This window comes from Paraburkholderia phenazinium (assembly GCF_900142845.1).
Classification (GTDB): Bacteria; Pseudomonadota; Gammaproteobacteria; order Burkholderiales; family Burkholderiaceae; genus Paraburkholderia; species Paraburkholderia phenazinium_A.
In genome coordinates, this window is sequence record NZ_FSRU01000001.1 from 1,831,413 (window position 1) to 1,848,087 (window position 16,675).

The window sequence follows — 16,675 nt, forward strand, 5'->3', positions numbered from 1 at the left end:
TGATGCGGCCGATGTGGCTAAGACAACTGAGGCAGCAATACCCAGGCGCGCGGCGGTTCGCGAGATTGATGTCGCGGTCCGCGTTTCCCGATGGTGATCCATCTTCAAGCGCCAGTTGCGCGGACCGGACGATTATTCCACGCCCGGCGCGAAGCGGGCAAATCGAAGCGCTCATGGGCGACGCCTGCGCGTGCCGCGCGCTTGACGCGCCAGCCGCGCTTACCGGTCGCTCTTGTTGCGGTTCGCGCGGTTCTGCACGCGCTGGATCAGCATCACGGAAAAGCTGCGCATGCGGACCACGCGGCGCGTTTGCTCCACCTCGCTCGCGACGTCCTTCGGTGGGTTGGGCTGCAGCGCCCAATAGAGCGCCGCGAGCCAGCCGAAGCCGGTCCAGCCGAGGCATGCGTTGAACAGGGCGAGCGTCAGCAGATCATGACGTTTGCGCCGGTCGGCGAGAATGGCCGGCAGGAAGTACAACCCCAATGCAATGACTGCGGCTACGGCTTGAACGACCGTGCTGGCGCCCATCGCGGTTCCTCCAAGCGTAAGCGGATTCTTTCAATTGTCGCTCGAATGAGCAATTTGCGCAGTAATGGATGTGCTTTGGATAGGCTTTATTGCGAATCCCAACAGGGTGGACGCCACGCATGGCCTCGGCAGCGCAATGCTGCAGCGCCGCGCGACGGCTTGGCCGAATGGGGGACTTCAGGCCGGCACTGTTGAGGTCTATCATGTGCGTTTTGACCGACCGACCGGACAGCCAACATGATTTCCGACGACACCACCCAGCAAGCCAGGCAGATCAACCACGACACGCTACGCGAGTTTGTCGAGCGCAAGTGGAACGACGAGATCGTGCCGGCGCTGACGGACTATATTGCCGTGCCGGCCAAAAGCCCGGGCTTCGACGCGGACTGGGCCAGGCACGGCTTTATCGACCGCGTGGTGACGGACGCCGCGCAGTGGGCGGAGCAACAGCCGGTCAAAGGCCTGAAGCTGGAAGTAATTCGCCTGCCGGGCCGCACGCCGGTCATCTTCTTCGAGACACCGGCTACGCGCTCGGGCAGTACCGAGACCATCGTGCTGTACGGCCACCTCGACAAGCAGCCTGAATTCGACGGCTGGCGCAACGACCTCGGCCCGTGGACCCCCAAACTCGAAGACGGCAAGCTGTACGGCCGCGGCGGCGCGGATGACGGCTACGCCATCTACGCGAGCCTCACGGCCCTCGCCGCGCTCGACGCACAAGGTGCGGAACGTCCGCGCTGTGTCGGCCTGATCGAAACCTGCGAGGAGTCGGGCAGCTACGATCTGCTGCCGTATGTCGACGCGCTGCGCGAGCGGCTCGGCAAAGTGGGGCTGGTGGTGTGCCTCGACTCGGGCGCGGGCAATTACGACCAGTTGTGGCTGACCACCTCGCTGCGCGGTCTGGTGTCGGGCGACCTCGAAGTGCATGTGCTCGATGAAGGCATTCACTCGGGCGGTTATGGCGGCATCACGCCGTCGAGCTTCCGCATCATGCGGCAACTGTTCGACCGTCTTGAAGACGCGTCGAACGGTAATCTGCTGCCAAAGGGTTTCCATGCTCCGATCCCGGCCGACCGTCTGCGCGAAGCAGAGGCGACCGCCCATATTCTGGGTGACGACGTCTGGAAGAAAATCCCCTGGGCATGCGGCCAGGACGGCCGTCAGGTGCTGCCCACCACCACCGATCCGAAAGAGGCGCTGCTCAACTCGACGTGGCGTCCGTCGCTATCGGTGACGGGCGCGGCCGGTTTGCCGGCTATCGCCGATGCCGGCAATGTGCTGCGTCCGCGTACCGCGTTCAAGCTGTCGTTGCGCCTGCCGCCGCTTCTCGATGCAGTCAAGGCGGTTGCGGAGCTGAAAGCGTTGCTCGAGTTCGATCCGCCGTACAACGCCAAGGTCACCTTCAAGCCGGACGCCGGCGCGGCCACCGGCTGGAGTGCGCCGGAGCTGGCGCCGTGGCTCGCAACGGCTCTCAACGACGCATCGCGTCAGCATTACGGCGCGGACTGTGCGTACATGGGGCAGGGCGGCACGATCCCGCTGATGAATGTGCTCAAGGAGGGTTTCCCGCATTCGCAGTTTATGGTGTGCGGCGTGCTTGGACCGAAGTCGAACGCGCACGGCCCGAACGAGTTCCTGCACGTGCCGTATGGCAAGAAGCTGACGGCGGCGGTTGCCGACGTGATCGCCGCGGCGCCTTGAACGGAAGGCGGTGCCGAACCTCAACCTGCTTGCTCACCGATACTGCGAATGAACGAACCTCGCGCTGCCTATCCGTCGCCGCTCAGCATTCCATCCGCAACGCTGCACGATTATGTGCGGGCCATCTGGGAGCAAGCCGGCAGTGCGCCGCGCGAGGCCGAACTGGTCGCCGATCATCTGGTGGCCGCAAATCTCACCGGGCACGATTCGCATGGCGTCGGGATGATTCCGCGCTATGTGGCCTCGCTGCGCGATAACGAACTCAAGCTCAACCTGCATGCGCAGGTGGCGCGCGATGCGGGCGCCGTGCTGAGCATCGACGGCGGCAAAGGCTTCGGCCAGGTGGTCGCCTATGAGGCGATGGAGCACGGCATCGAGCGTGCGAAACGGCTCGGCATCTGCGCGGTCGGGTTGCGCGGCGCGCATCACATTGGCCGCATCGGTCATTGGGCCGAGCAATGCGCGCGTGCCGGGCTCGTTTCGTTTCACTTCGTCAATGTGGCGGGCGATCCGCTCGTGGCGCCTTTTGGCGGCACCGATCGCCGTATCGGCACCAATCCGTTCTGCGCTGCGTTTCCGCGCAGCGGCAAGCCGCCGCTGGTGCTCGACTTCGCCACCAGCGCCGTGGCGTTCGGCAAGGTTCGGGTGGCGTATAACCAGGGCAAGCAGGTTCCGCCCGGCGCGCTCATCGATCACGACGGGCAGGCCACGCTCGAACCGAAAGCCATGATCGAGGCGCCCTTCGGGTCGTTGCTGCCGTTCGGCGGCCACAAGGGCTTCGGGCTGGCGGCGATGTGCGAGATTTTCGGCGGCGCATTGTCGGGTGGCTATACGACGCATGCGGAGACGCTGGGCACCAACCACGCGATCGTTAACTGCATGCTGTCGGTGATCATCAATCCCGCCGCCTTCGATGCACCGAACGCCGAGGCCGAAGCCGATGCGTTTGTCGAATGGGTCAAGGCTTCGCCGCTTGCCGCGGGCACTGAATCTATCCAGGCGCCCGGCGAACCGGAGCGTGCCATGCGGGCCAGGCGCGAGGCCCAGGGCGTGCCGGTCGATCCGGCGACATGGCGGCAGATCGGCGACGCAGCGCTTGCGGTCGGCATGCCGGCCGAGCAGGTCGATCGCTGGTCGCAGCATTTGCAATAACAGCAACGCAGTGCCCCGCATCCCGCCCGCCGCCTCAAACCGCTTCGAAGCAGTCATCCCGCATAACGGTAATTAATTACCGCCGCATTCCGCGGCGGCAATTAATTCCGTATCCAAGCGCACATCGTTCTGACATCGCGCTTTGACACAAGCCTTTTCTTGCGCTTATTTCGGTGTGCTTTCCATGCGCTCCGTATGCATCCAGCACCCCCATTCCTTTTGAACGTCCCCGCTCACCCGCTTGCCACGGGTTTGCAAGGACTACTTGTGTTTGTCCGTTAGCAAACCCGCTCCCACCTTATTCAGGTCTGCTTTAGGCTCGACTTGCATTACCGCCGTTTAACCTTAAAGGACCGTTCAAAATGAATCTTCACAATCATCACGCCTGCCGTCCCTTCCTCGAAGCGGGTAATTTGTCGCAGATTTCGGCCTATTATGAAGAAGGGCGCAATGTCATGTGGATGATGTTGCGGGCACAACCCCGTCCCTGTTTCAACCTCGAACTGGTGCACGATATTCTTGGCCTTGCTCAGGCCGCACGCGATTCGCGTCTGCCGATCGATTTCTGGGTGACCGGCTCGTTGATCCCGGCAATCTACAACGTCGGCGGCGATCTCGACTTCTTCGCGGAGACGATCCGCGCCGGCAAGCGTCAGTCGTTGCTGTCGTATGCGCGGGCCTGTGTCGATTGCGTGCATGCGGCCGCGCGCGGTTTCGATACCGGCGCCATCTCAATCGCCATGGTGGAAGGGACCGCGCTCGGAGGCGGTTTCGAAGCGGCGCTCGCGCATCATTTCCTGCTCGCGCAGAACGATGCCCGCATGGGTTTTCCGGAGATCGCCTTCAATCTGTTCCCGGGCATGGGCGGCTATTCGCTGGTCGCACGCAAGGCCGGCATGCGTCTCGCGGAAGAGCTGATCGGCATCGGCGAGTCGCATACGGCAGAGTGGTATGCGGGCAAGGGACTCGTCGACCAGTTGTTCGAGCCGGGCGAAGCCTATGTCGCCACGCGTACCTTTATCGACACGCTGCGTCCGAAAATGAACGGCATTCGCGCCATGTTGCGGGCGCGTCAGCGGGTCCTGAAGATCTCGCGTGCCGAGTTGATGGAGATCACCGAGGACTGGGTGGAGGCCGCGTTCACCATCGAAGAGAAAGACCTGGCTTTTATGGAGCGGCTGGTGATGCTGCAGAACCGCCGCACTTCGAACACCCTGCGCCAGAATAGCGCGAGCATCGCCTGAAACGTCCGGAAGCTCAGGCGATTAACCTGAGCTTCTGCCTGTCGCGCAGCCACTGTTCGAATTCCGCGGCCGGCATCGGCTGGCCGTACAGAAAGCCCTGTACGTAGTCCACGCCAAGCCCCTTCATGAAGGCTTCTTCCGCTTCCGTTTCGATCCCTTCCGCCACCACCTTGAAATTCAGCTCCTGGGCCACCGCGACCATCGAGCGCACCAGTGCCTGCGCTTTCGTATTCTCGTTGATCGAGCGCACGAAGCTGCGATCCAGCTTGATGACATCGAGCGGAATCCGCCCGAGTTGCGACAGCGACGAATAGCCGGTGCCGAAGTCGTCGAGATGCACCTGCGCCCCGAGTTGACGAAACTGCGTAATCAGCTCAATGGCGGCGGCTTCGTCTTCGATCAGGCAGCTTTCGGTGAGCTCGAGATCGATCAGGCACGGGTCGAGCCCCGCTTGCTGAAGCGCTTCGGCAAAATGCCGGACCACGGCGGTATCCACCAGTTGCCGTGCGGAGACGTTGATCGCCACGCGCAGATTGAAGCCCGCGGCCTTCCAGCGGGCGGCCTGCAGGGCGGCGGTCTGCATGACCCAGCGGCCGAGGTGGCCGATCAGTCCCGATTCTTCTGCATACCGAATGAACTCGGTGGGCAGGATCAGCCCGCGCTCCGGCGAATTCCAGCGTATCAGCGCTTCGACGCCGAGCACCACACCGGTCGAAAGCGACAGCTTGGGCTGATAGAAGAGCGTGAACTGGCCTTCGTCGATGCCGCGGCGCAGGTTGGTGTCGAGCCACATATACTCGGCCACCTTGCGGTCCATTTCCTGCGAGAACACGCGGTAGGTGCGCTTGCCTTCGTCCTTGGCGACGTACATGGCGGTGTCTGCCGAGCGGATCAGCGATTCGAGGCTGTCGCCGTGTTCGGGACTCAGCGCAATGCCGATCGAACAGCCGGTGTAGACCTCGACGAGCCCCAGGCTGAACGGCGTGCGCATGCGCTCCAGAATGCGTTGCGCGGTGGCTTCGAGCGAGGCGAGCGTGCCGGTGGCGGCCAGCACGATAAACTCGTCGCCGCCCAGCCGCGCGAGCGTATCGCCTTGGTTCAGGCAGGTGCTGATGGCTGCCGACACGTCTTTGATCAGCCGGTCGCCGAACACGTGGCCGTAGTGATCGTTGACCTTCTTGAAGTTGTCGAGGTCGAGGAACAGAATGCCGACCGACTCGTCGAGCGCCGCGCTCGCAATCGCGGCGCGGATCTTGTCCTGAATCGCGTTGCGATTGGCGAGGCCGGTCAGGGAGTCGGTGTTGGCGAGTTCGGTCAGACGTTCCTGCGCGCGGCGTTCCTCGGTAATGTCCGTGCCCGAGCAGATCAGGAACTGCTCGTCGACGCCGCTGCCGCTCTGTACGAACTTGTTGCGAAACAGGAAGAGCCGCTCGCCGTGGACGGTTTTCACGAGCCGTTCGACTTCGTACGAGACGCCGCGGTTGAAGAAGCCGGCAATGTTCTGGCTCGACGCCGCACCGGCTTCGGACGACATGAACAACGCCCACACGCTCCGGCCGACGATGTCTTCCTCTTTCATGCCGGTGAGTTCTTCGGCGAGGCGATTGAAACGCTGGATGCGACCGTTGCGGTCGACGATCACCACCACCGAATTGACCTCCGAGACCACCTGCTCGGCAAACGACAGGCCGTGGACGAGGTCGCGCGCCACCGATTCGGTATCTTCGTACGCCGAAGCGGTGCCTGCCCACAGATTGGCGCTCAGCTTCTTGCCGACCAGATGCAGCCGCAGGGGCGCGCCGGACAGGCGGACGTCGAGAATCAGATGGGCGGTGATGCCGGTGAGGCGGCGGATTTGCGCGGCTTGCTGCGGGTTCAGGGGGATGGCGGCATTGGCAGGCATGTCGCCGGTGACCGGCGTCAGCTCGAGCGCGTTGCTGTCTTTGGACAGACGCCAGCAAGGGCTGCTTGTGCCGAACTGGGCATAGAGCACCTGGTCGTGTTGGTCGTCGTTCATAGGCTTCCCCGGACAAGGCGAGCTTGCGGGCCGACAGCGTGAACAGGTGGCTGGCGGGTGACAGTCAGTCTACATCAGATGAAACCGCAACTTCATTGTATCCGGGCAATCTGCACTCGCGGACATAAAGGTTGAACGGTGAACCCACCTTGAATCTTTAGACACCCTAACATCTCAGTGACGCTCAGTGGCGACGGACCAGCAGCGTGCGCATCTGTTCGCGCATTGCGCCGTCTTCATTCGTCAGATAAATAAACTCGCCCGCCACCAGCTTCGCGACAGCCACGCCGTCCCGATACAGCACGCGATTGCCGACGACCGCCGGCACCTTGTCGCCTGGCAGCAGGGTGCCGACGAGGTTCAGGGGATCGGTGCCCGCGACGCAGACAAAGGCGCCGTCGCCGGTATGGCGGCGCACTTCGCGCAGGAGCGGAATGGCCTCCGGCAGCGCGAACTGCTCGCCCGCCAGACCGTTGATAAAGCGTCCGCCGCGCACGACGCCGCGCGCTTCGAGACGCTGCAGTACGCGCAACAGATCGCGCCACGGCGGCAGCCATTCGGCTTCGCGTGCGAGCAGACGCCAGCACACCACGCCATAGCGGCGCAGCAAGGTCATCGCCAGATGTTCGAGCACTTCAGGTTCGAGCCGCGGGGCACGGCCCGCGGGCGGCGCCGAGGGTGCGCTTTCGCTTGCCGCAGGCGCGCTGCGGCGCCGGACCAGCGCCCAGCGGCCGGCGTCGTCCATGCCGCCGATCAATGCGCCGCCGCGTGGCCGTCGGCTGCTGTGATGCGCCTGACGTTTCGCGACGGGTTTCAGTAACGCGCGCAAGCCGGCGAAGCTGTCGGAGTTCGCAAGCCCCGCTGCGACCAGTTCGCCCAGCGCATTTTCCAGTTCGATACCCAGCAGGCGGGTATCGCCCAGCAGCTCGTCGAAGAACATGGCGCCGTGTTGCAGCAGCGCGTCATAAACGCTTTGCGCGCGTGGCGACAATTCGGGCGCTTCGGATTGATCGATCAGCGCGCTCCATACGCCGATATCGCGGCGCGGCAGCAAAACGACTGGCGTGCTGCGCACGGGCGCAGCGGTTGCGCGTGCGCGTTCGGTCAGACGCGTCCAGACCAGCTTGCCGGAGCGGCACAGTTCGTCGAGCGAAGTAATCGAATAGTCCTTGAGCCGCGCCGGCAGGATGTCTTCTTCCCAGGCGCCGGCGGCCGCTTCGAAACCTGCCATCTGATCGAGCACACCCGCGAGGGCATCGCGTCCTTCGCCGCGTGTGCCGGGCGTCAGGTGTTGCCATTCGAACAGGAAGCGCATGAAATCGTGCCGCTCGACCGGTTCGATCTCGCGCCGCAAGCGTCGCACGGTATAGCGGTGAATCCGCGCCAGCAGGTGACGCTCGCACCATTCCTCGACGGTTGCGCGCGGTGTGAAGCGGCCACGCATCACATAGCCTTGCGCTTCGAGCGTCGTCAACGCGCGCTCCACGGCCGCAGCCGGAAGCGCCAACTCAGCGGCGATGGTCGCCACCGGTAGCGGACCGAATCCTGTGAGCCGGGCACGAATCACGTCGACGAGCGCCTCGTCGTCGCTCCATGCTTCCGTGAAGCCTTTGGGGGCGGCGATGGCCGGCTCGAACGACGCATCCGGGTAAATGGCGCGCAGGCAGGTCAGGCGTTCGGCCGGAAGCCAGAGCGCGGCGCCGCTCGCGCTGCGCAACCGGGTAGCGCGGCCCGCCTCGGCGAGCGCCGCAAGCCATGCCGGCCAGTCCGCGTTGTGCTGGGCCTCGGTCTCGCTGATGCAGGCGAGGCCGGTCAGCGCCTCGTGCATTTCATCGAGGCTGCGCGGTTGCGGCCAGGCTTCCTCGCGCACGCCGGCAATCGCGTCCGCGTCGAGCGCGCCGAGATCGTCGGCGGAGGCGGGATCGGACCAACGGCGGTTGAGCACGGCCTGGGTGCGGCGTTCTTCGATCGGCGCGTCGTCGAGATACGCGTAGGGCTTGGCAGTGAGAATCTCGGCTGCGAGCGGCGAGGGCGCCGGCAACTCGCGCGTCACCAGTTTGACCTCGCCCTGTTCGATTCGACGCAGCAGGCTCAGCCATCCTTCGGTGTCCATTGCTTCGTGCAGGCAGTCGTCGATGGTCTGATCGACCAGTGGGTGATGCGGCAGTTCACGCTCGCCGACGATGTTCTCCAGGCACGCCACCTGATCGGGAAACACCGCCGCCAGCAAATCCTCGCTGCGCATGCGCTGCAGTTGCGGCGCGGTTTTGCGGCCGCCGCTGTAGCGCGGCAGCGCCAGCGAGGTGGTCGCGTTCCAGCGCCAGCGCACGCCGAACAGCGGCGCGTCGAGCAGGGCCTGGATCAGCAGATGTTCGGCGCTGTTCGAGTGCAGGTAGCGCCACACTTCATCCAGCGCGAAGCTGTGGCTGCCGGTCAGCGAGAGGATGATGGCGTCTTCCGTCGCGGCGGCCTGCAATTCGAAATTGAAGGTGCGGCAAAAGCGCTTGCGCAGCGCGAGGCCCCACGCGCGATTGACGCGGCTGCCGAACGGCGCGTGAATCACGAGCTGCGTACCGCCCGATTCGTCGAAGAAACGCTCCATCACGAGGGTGGTTTGTGTCGGCAGCGTGGTCAGGGCGGCACGGGCGCGCGCGAGGTAATCGACGATCTGGCGCGCGGCGGCTTCGTCGAGGCCGAGCGTGGCGGTCATCCAGCGGATAGCGCGTTCGATACGTGGGGCGTTGCTGGCCGGGGTCACGGGCGTGGACGCATCGCCGTTGGCGATTTTCAGCACGATGTCAGCGTCGCCGAGCAACTGATCGATCTGCGCCCGCAACCGCGCGACGCCGAACGACAGCTCATCGCTGCGCCCCGGCGCCTCGCCGAGCCAGAACGGAATATTCGGCGGCTGGCCTTGCGCATCCTCCACGCGCACACGGCCCGCTTCCACGCGCAGGATGCGGTACGACGCATTGCCGAGTTGGAAGACGTCGCCGGCCAGACTCTCGACGGCAAAATCTTCGTTGACCGTACCAATGTTGACCGCCTGCGGTTCGAGGATCACCGCGTAGTCCGCGTTCTCGGGAATCGTGCCGCCTGAAGTCACCGCGACCAGCTTGCCGCCGCGCCGGCCGCGCAGCGTGCCGCTGACGGCGTCGCGATGCAGATAAGCGCCGCGCGGACCGTGGCGGCTCGTATAGCCTTCCGCGAGCATGCGCAGCACGGCGTCGTATTGATCGCGCGCCAGCTCGGCGTACGGAGCGGCGCCGCGCATCAGCTCGAACAGGGCGTCTTCGCTCCACTCGGCGCTCGAGACCTCCGCGACGATCTGCTGGGCCAGCACGTCGAGCGGCGCGCGCGGGATCTGCAGCGCGTCGAGTTCGCCGCGCCGCACGCAATCGAGCAGGGCCGCACATTCGATCAGGTCGTCGCGCGAGGCGGGGAACAGGCGCCCCTTCGGCATGCCGCCCACGTGATGCCCGGAGCGCCCGACGCGTTGCAGGAACGGCGCGATCGCGCGCGGCGAACCCATCTGGCAGACCAGATCGACGTCGCCGATATCGATGCCCAGTTCCAGCGAAGCCGTGGCGATCAGCACGCGCAGTTCGCCGCGCTTGAGCCGCTGCTCCGCGTCGAAGCGATGTTCCCTGGCGAGGCTGCCATGGTGCGCGGCGACCGCTTCCTTGCCCAGGCGCTCGGTGAGATGGCGCGCGGCGCGCTCGGCCATGCGCCGCGTGTTGACGAAGATCAGCGTGGTGCGATGCTGGGCGATCAGTTCGGCGAGCCGGTTGTAGACCAGCTCCCAGACCTCGTTGGCCATCACCGCTTCGAGCGGGACCGGCGGAATCTCCAGCGCGAGGTCGCGGGCGCGTATATGGCCGACGTCGACGATGGCGCAGTCGGCGGGCGTTGCGCTCGCGACGCTCGCACCGCCCACCAGAAAACGCGCCACGGCTTCGATCGGCTTTTGCGTCGCGGACAGGCCGATGCGCGGCAGGCGCCGGCCGCAGAGCGCGTCGAGCCGTTCGAGACTGAGCGCCAGATGGCTGCCGCGCTTGCTGCCCGCGAGCGCATGAATTTCATCGACGATCACGGTGCGCGTGGTGCCCAGCATGCGCCGGCCCGAATCCGAGCCGAGCAGGACATAGAGCGACTCTGGCGTCGTCACGAGAATGTGCGGCGCGCGCTTTTTCAGCGCGTTGCGCTCCTGCTGCGTGGTGTCGCCGGTGCGCACGGCCGTGCGGATATCGAGCGGCGGCAGGCCGCGCTGCGCGAGTTCGGCGGCGATGCCTTCGAGCGGCACCTGCAGGTTCAGACGGATGTCGTTGGAAAGCGCCTTGAGCGGCGATACGTAGACCACCAGCGTTTCGTCCGGCAGCTCGCCGCCGGTGGCGAGGCCCTGCTGGACGAGGTCGTCGAGCGCGGACAGAAACGCGGTCAGGGTCTTGCCGGAACCGGTGGGCGCGGCGACCAGCGTCGAGCGTCCGCTACGGATGCACGGCCAAGCGGCGAGCTGGGCGTCGGTAGGCGCCGGAAACGTTTTCTGGAACCAGCCGGCAACCGCCGGATGAAAGCCGTCCAGCACGCCGCTCGCGGAAGAGGCGGGAGTCATGCTGCCGTAGATGGGGGCGCGACGGGCCATATCCAGAGGGGCGGTGGACGCCGTTAGGTTGGTCGAGACAGAGGCCCAGTCTCGCAGGTTTTGGACAGGTGTGCCAGGAACGTGTATGAGCGCCACAGCAGCATTTTTTGCCGTGTTTCAAGGGGTGCCGGCCGGTACGACCTACCAGCTCCAGCGCACGCCTGCGTTGCCCGTCACCGTACGTTGGTGGGATCCGCCGAGGTTGGTCAGCCAGCTCGCGGCGGCATACACACTGCCCGACTTGCTCACCTTCGCCGTGACGCCTGCGCCGATCTGTCCCGCGGTCTGCCCGACGTTCGTGCCGATGTCGGTCGCGCCGCCAAACGTCGTGTTGTCGTTCGAACCGAACGAGCGCAGCACGTTCAGCCGCAGCCACGGTTGCCAACTGGTGCCGAGTGTGTCGAAACGCCCTTGCAGCCGGACGCCGAAGCGGCCGAGAAAGGTGTTGCCGCTATTGAAGCTCACACTGGAGACGCCGTCGTTCAGATCGTCGATCGACAGATGTTGCCAGATCAACTGCGCTTGCGGCTCGATGGTGAGGACGCTGCCAAGCGGAATCGGCAGGCCGCCTTCGAGCGATCCGCTCACCGCGTCGCCATGTGTCGTTGCGCCGACGTTGTCGCGCGACAGCGGATCGACGGTGAGGGCGCTGCCCATCAGGACGGCATCGGTGTACCAGCCGCCTGGCCCGATATGGGTCCAGTAGCCGCCGAGACTGTAGGCGTTGATCGCGAGATGCCCGGCATCGAGGCTGGGCGTGCCGAGCGCAAAGCCGTCGACATCGCCGGTGGCGCGCGCGAAGCCCACCAGCAGGCCGTAGTGGTTGCGCTGGCCGCTGGCGCTCGTGTCGGCATAAATATCCTGGCCGGCCTGCATGCCGTAGATGGAACCGTCGAACTCCGGGCTGACGGTGCCGTCCTGACTCAGCACGCTGTGGCTGCCCCATACGCGCCCCCACGCCGCCGGCAAGGTGCCGTTGTCGGTCAGCAGGGACTGGTCGCCGAGGCGCTCGTGGAAGGTGTCGATCTGCATGATGCCGATCTGCCGCGCGACGCTCGGAATCTCCGCGTAGACAGGGACTTCGACGCGATAGAGCGGAATCGGCCCGGAGCCTGCCGCGCCCGGCGCCGGCAGCGCGGGCGTGCCCGCCGCGGCAATCGGCTCGCCCGACAGGTTCGAGGACGGCGTGCCTTCCGGCGAGGTGCTGGTGGGCGTCGAAGGCAAGGGCGCGACGGTGTTGCGCAAATACCAGTTGTCGGACGTCCCGGCGCTCACGCCGCCTTTCGCCAGATAGTAGGAATAGGCGCCAGCCTTGACCGGCGCGGCGAGCGTGAAGGCACTGGCCTCGGTCGTCGCGCCGTTGGCCGCCTGGATCACTTCGATGCCGTTCGCGACCGTTTCGGCCCCTTGACCGCCGACATTCGTGATCTTCAGCGCGGTCGAGCCGCTCCCGGTTCCTCCGCTGATCACGAGCCGGTCTGACGCCGCGCCGTCGCCGGCCACTTGCGTGTTCAGGCCGAGCAGGCCGTTCTGGCCGACGTAATTGCCGGCTACCGTCAACTGATTGCCCACCCCCGTGCCGCCGATCTGCACAAGGCCCGCGTTGAACAGCGCTCCGTTGATCGTGAAGCCGCCGTTCGCCTCGGCACTGAAAGACGGCAGCGCATTGGCGGCCTCAATCGTGCCGTTGTTGGTGACCGTACCGCTGACGCTGCCATAGCCGCCGAGCGTCGCACCGGCGGCCACCGTCGCACCGCCTCCACCCGCCAGCGAGGCGCTGGCATGCGCGGCGTCGCCCACCGCGAGCGTGCCGGCGGCGACGGTGGTTGCGCCGCTATAGGTGCTGGCGCCTGTCATCAACAGGCTGCCGGTGCCGTCCTTCGTCAGCGCGCCTGCACCGGTAACCGGTTGCGCCAGGGTCGAAGAAAAGGACTGCGTATCGATTGTGCCGCCGCCCGCATTCAATGTGACCGCGCGCGTGCTGGCGAGATCCACGCTCTGGGTCAATTGCAGGGTGCCGCCGTTGAACGTGAGACTGCCGGTATTCGCGCCCAGCGCACTGTCCGCGCCGATCGCGACGGTACCCGCCGTCAAGGTGGTGCCGCCCGAGTAGGTGTTGCCGCCGGCGGCGCCGGGCGCCAGCGTCAAGCTGCCGGCGCCGGTTTTTTCGACCGCGCCGCTGCCCGAGATCAGTCCCGCGTAGGTGCCGTCGCTGGTTTGCGCGAAGCGCACGAGGCCGTTGTCCGTGACCGTTTGCGGCAGACTCTGCGCAGTGGCCTGCAAGGTTGCGCCGCTGTCGACGAGGCCCGCGGCGCTCGCGCCCAGCGTGCCGGTGAGGTTGAGCGTGCCGCTTTGCACATGGGCGAGTGTAAAGGTGCCGCTGCCGCTCCAGTTCCACAGCGTGCCCTGCATCAGCAAGGTCTGGAAGTTCGTAAACGCATTCGATGCCGTGCCGGTGCCCTGCAACGTCACGGTGTTCGTTCCGGCGCCGCCGTCCGCGGTGCCGTTGATGACGGAACCGGTTTGCAGGATCAGCGAATCGTTGCCGTTGCCCATTGAAATCGCCGTGCCGGCTCCGCTCTGCACGAGTCCGGCGTTGATGACCGTCGTGTTGCCGTTGAGCGTGCGAATGCCCGCCGCGCTCTGGCTGATGATCTGGCCGCCGGCAAGATTCTGAATGGTGGCCGTGAAGCTCGACCCGGCCGTATTCGAAAACACCGCGTCGGAGCCGCTGCCGCTTGCGGTGATCGAACCGGTATTGATCAGGACGTCGTTGTTGCCTTGCAGATAGGCGGTGGTACTGGACGTACCCGTGGTCGACAACGTGCCGCTGTTGTTGATCGTGCCGCTGCCGCCAAGAATCGAGGCCGCGCGCGCGTTGCTGCCAGAGGTCGTCACCGTACCGGTGTTGACCAGGGTGTTATTCAGTTGACCGGAATTTGTTTGTCCCCATGCCGCGGTCATGCCATACGCGTTGGGGCCCGCGGTCGTAATCGATCCGTTGTTGGTCAGGGTATTGCCGCTGCCATTCGCGGCCATGCCGTCGTTATACGCACCGGTGGTATTGATGACGCCGCCGGCCGCGTTGGTCACGCTGTTGTTATTGCCGGTGCCGAGCAACACGGCACCGCGCGCGGTGCCGCTGCCGCCTCCGCCCGTGAGCGAAAGATTGCCGCTGTTGCTGATCGTGCTGGACGTATCGACGCTGAAGGCCACGGGATTCGTCGTGCGAAGGAAATTGCCGGTGGCCGTCGAATCCAGCGTGATCGAGACGCCCGTGCTGCCGGTCTGGGCGATGACGCCAGGCACGCCCGCGCCGGAGCAGGTGACGGCAGTGCCGCTCGGCGGCGCGGTGTTGCTACAGGCCGCCAGCGCCGATGGGGTCAGCGCTCGCGACAGCAGTACGACGCCTCCAATGCCAATGCCGATCTTTTTCTTCATGGGTATCGCCCTATTGTTGCGAATAGGATGTACACACCAGAGTCGGCTGATTTATAGCACTCCTTGCAATGGATTAACAAACCTTTCACGATGTGTTCTGTAAATTCGTTGCACAACTCATACGTATTTGCGCAATGCAGTATGCTGATTGGATTCCTCACCCAGTGGGAGTTTCGCGATGCGTTATAACCAGCTAGGCCGCACCGGCCTGTTTGTTTCTGAACTCTGTCTCGGCACCATGACCTTCGGCGGCGGCGAAGGCATCTGGCGGCAGATCGGCGATCTGCAGCAAGCGGATGCCGAGCGACTCGTCGGCCGCGCGCTCGACGCCGGCATCAATTTCATCGACACCGCCGATGTCTACGCGCAGGGCCTGTCCGAGCAGATCACCGGCCTCGCGCTGAGAAACCTCAAGGTGCCGCGCGATCAGGTGGTGGTCGCCACCAAGGTGTTCGGCGCGACGACGGAGTCCGCCAATACGCGCGGCGCCTCGCGCTATCACATCATGGACGGCATCAAGGCGAGCCTCAAACGCCTGCAGCTGGACCACATCGACCTGTACCAGATTCACGGTTTCGATCCCGCCACGCCGATCGAAGAAACGGTGCGCGCGCTCGATACGCTCGTCCAGCATGGCCATGTCCGCTACGTCGGGGTTTCGAACTGGGCGGCATGGCAGATCGTCAAGGCGCTCGGTATTGCCGAGCGGCAGGGCCTTGCGCGCTTCGAAACGCTGCAGGCTTACTACACGCTGGCGGGCCGCGATCTCGAACGCGAACTGGTGCCGATGCTGCACAGCGAAGGCCTCGGGCTGATGGTCTGGAGCCCGCTGGCCGGCGGCCTGTTGAGCGGCAAGTACGGCCGCGAGCAGCAGGGCGAGAGCGGCAGCCGGCGCAATACGTTCGATTTCCCGCCGGTGAACCGCGAGCGCGCCTACGACTGTATCGATACGATGCGCGGCATTGCCGAGGCGAAAGGCGTGTCGGTGGCGCAAATCGCGCTGGCGTGGCTGCTGCATCAGCGTGCGGTGACGACGGTGATTGTCGGCGCGAAGAAAGTCGAACAGCTCGACGACAACATCGCGGCCACGAAGGTGGAGCTGAGCGCGGACGAACTGGCGAAGCTCGACGCGGTCAGCGCATTGCCATCCGAGTATCCGGGGTGGATGCTGGAGCGTCAGTGCGAGCCGCGCCGAAACCAGCTGGAACAGAGCCGCCGTGGCCTGGTGAAATAAGGCGGCTGCAGTAGGGCTGGCGCTTTAACCCCGTTCACGCGCCAGCGGGCGAAGCCGGACTTCGTGCCGGCTTACGTCTTGCCGAACCAGCGCTGCTCGACGACGCGAATCAGCGCGCACACCAGCAGCGCGCTGACCGTGCCGAGCGTGACCTCGCCGAGGCGCACCAGCGCGACTTCCCATGCCGGGCCGATGCGCGGCACCAGCAGCATGATGGTGGCGGTGATGCCGCCGAGGCGCGCCGCGCTGCCGATATTCGTCACCCAGCAGATGATGATGGCGATCGCGACCGTCACCATATAGGCGAGGAAATGGCCGCCGCCCAGCACGGCGCCGGCGAGTCCGCACACGCCGCCGACCATCGCGCCGATGAACTGGTCGCGCGACAGTTTGCGCGTGTCGACATAGCTGTGCTGACTCACCGCGATGGCCGTGATCGCAGCCCAGAACGGCTGCTCGGCGCGGAGGTGGCTGGCGAGCGTAAACGCAATGCTGGCGCCCCCAACCGCCTGCAGTGCCATGACGCAGCCTTCGATCAGGCGGTCGGAGAGCGGCAGCGATTTCAGGAACGCGAATAGCGAATTCGCGGCGCTCGTCTGCGCGGCGCGGCGGGCGTGGGAGGAGTCCGTCATGGTGGGTCGAGGGCGTTCTGGCGTGATGAAGCTCGGAAGAGGGTGACGTATTCTATCGGCTCGTGCGCGAGCGCGGCATGAACG

9 protein-coding genes and 1 riboswitch are annotated in these 16,675 nt (G+C 65.3%); of the genes, 4 read left to right on the plus strand and 5 right to left on the minus strand.

Annotation, left to right across the window (positions count from 1 at the left end):
* Window positions 1–32: 32 nt before the first annotated feature.
* A riboswitch (ZMP/ZTP riboswitch) is annotated at window positions 33–129 on the minus strand.
* A 90-nt stretch (window positions 130–219) separates the two neighbouring features.
* Window positions 220–528: a superinfection immunity protein gene (locus tag BUS12_RS08060; protein WP_074295211.1), complete on the minus strand. Its 309-nt coding sequence runs from the start codon at window positions 526–528 to the stop codon at window positions 220–222.
* A 237-nt stretch (window positions 529–765) separates the two neighbouring features.
* Between BUS12_RS08060 and BUS12_RS08065 the strand changes: the two genes are divergently transcribed.
* The 3 genes from BUS12_RS08065 to BUS12_RS08075 all read left to right on the plus strand — a co-directional run bounded on the left by BUS12_RS08065 (window position 766) and on the right by BUS12_RS08075 (window position 4,625).
* Window positions 766–2,229, plus strand: a complete 1,464-nt coding sequence (locus BUS12_RS08065) for a M20 family metallopeptidase (RefSeq protein ID WP_074295212.1) — start codon at window positions 766–768, stop codon at window positions 2,227–2,229.
* Between the two features lie 48 nt (window positions 2,230–2,277).
* Window positions 2,278–3,381 carry a malate/lactate/ureidoglycolate dehydrogenase gene (locus BUS12_RS08070; RefSeq protein WP_074295213.1) on the plus strand — a complete coding sequence of 368 codons (1,104 nt, stop codon included), beginning with the start codon at window positions 2,278–2,280 and terminating at the stop codon, window positions 3,379–3,381.
* 362 nt (window positions 3,382–3,743) lie between these two features.
* Window positions 3,744–4,625: a crotonase/enoyl-CoA hydratase family protein gene (locus BUS12_RS08075; RefSeq protein WP_074295214.1), complete on the plus strand. Its 882-nt coding sequence runs from the start codon at window positions 3,744–3,746 to the stop codon at window positions 4,623–4,625.
* A gap of 13 nt (window positions 4,626–4,638) precedes the next feature.
* Here the strand turns inward: BUS12_RS08075 and pdeR are convergent, their stop codons facing one another.
* The 3 genes from pdeR to BUS12_RS08090 form a co-directional block, all read right to left on the minus strand.
* Window positions 4,639–6,642, minus strand: a complete 2,004-nt coding sequence (gene pdeR / locus BUS12_RS08080) for a cyclic di-GMP phosphodiesterase (RefSeq protein WP_074295215.1) — start codon at window positions 6,640–6,642, stop codon at window positions 4,639–4,641.
* Window positions 6,643–6,826: 184 nt separating this feature from the next.
* Window positions 6,827–11,284 carry a DEAD/DEAH box helicase gene (locus BUS12_RS08085; protein ID WP_074295216.1) on the minus strand — a complete coding sequence of 1,486 codons (4,458 nt, stop codon included), beginning with the start codon at window positions 11,282–11,284 and terminating at the stop codon, window positions 6,827–6,829.
* A 141-nt stretch (window positions 11,285–11,425) separates the two neighbouring features.
* Window positions 11,426–14,725 (minus strand): autotransporter outer membrane beta-barrel domain-containing protein, encoded by a 3,300-nt coding sequence (locus BUS12_RS08090; protein ID WP_074295217.1) that lies wholly within the window; start codon window positions 14,723–14,725, stop codon window positions 11,426–11,428.
* Between the two features lie 178 nt (window positions 14,726–14,903).
* Here BUS12_RS08090 and BUS12_RS08095 point away from each other — a divergent pair, with 178 nt between their 5' ends.
* Complete coding sequence (locus BUS12_RS08095) at window positions 14,904–15,959, plus strand: aldo/keto reductase (protein ID WP_074295218.1); 1,056 nt, start codon at window positions 14,904–14,906, stop codon at window positions 15,957–15,959.
* A 71-nt stretch (window positions 15,960–16,030) separates the two neighbouring features.
* Here BUS12_RS08095 and BUS12_RS08100 read toward each other — a convergent pair whose 3' ends face one another.
* A complete protein-coding gene (locus BUS12_RS08100) occupies window positions 16,031–16,591 on the minus strand; it encodes an FUSC family protein (protein ID WP_074295219.1) in 561 nt (186 codons plus the stop codon).
* Between the last annotated feature and the right edge of the window lie 84 nt (window positions 16,592–16,675).

Coding starts and splice junctions, on each gene's coding strand:
- BUS12_RS08060 (WP_074295211.1), bottom strand. CDS start 528: ATGGGCGCCAGCACGGTCGTTCAAGCCGTAGCCGCAGTCATTGCATTG.
- BUS12_RS08065 (WP_074295212.1), top strand. CDS start 766: ATGATTTCCGACGACACCACCCAGCAAGCCAGGCAGATCAACCACGAC.
- BUS12_RS08070 (WP_074295213.1), top strand. CDS start 2,278: ATGAACGAACCTCGCGCTGCCTATCCGTCGCCGCTCAGCATTCCATCC.
- BUS12_RS08075 (WP_074295214.1), top strand. CDS start 3,744: ATGAATCTTCACAATCATCACGCCTGCCGTCCCTTCCTCGAAGCGGGT.
- pdeR (WP_074295215.1), bottom strand. CDS start 6,642: ATGAACGACGACCAACACGACCAGGTGCTCTATGCCCAGTTCGGCACA.
- BUS12_RS08085 (WP_074295216.1), bottom strand. CDS start 11,284: ATGGCCCGTCGCGCCCCCATCTACGGCAGCATGACTCCCGCCTCTTCC.
- BUS12_RS08090 (WP_074295217.1), bottom strand. CDS start 14,725: ATGAAGAAAAAGATCGGCATTGGCATTGGAGGCGTCGTACTGCTGTCG.
- BUS12_RS08095 (WP_074295218.1), top strand. CDS start 14,904: ATGCGTTATAACCAGCTAGGCCGCACCGGCCTGTTTGTTTCTGAACTC.
- BUS12_RS08100 (WP_074295219.1), bottom strand. CDS start 16,591: ATGACGGACTCCTCCCACGCCCGCCGCGCCGCGCAGACGAGCGCCGCG.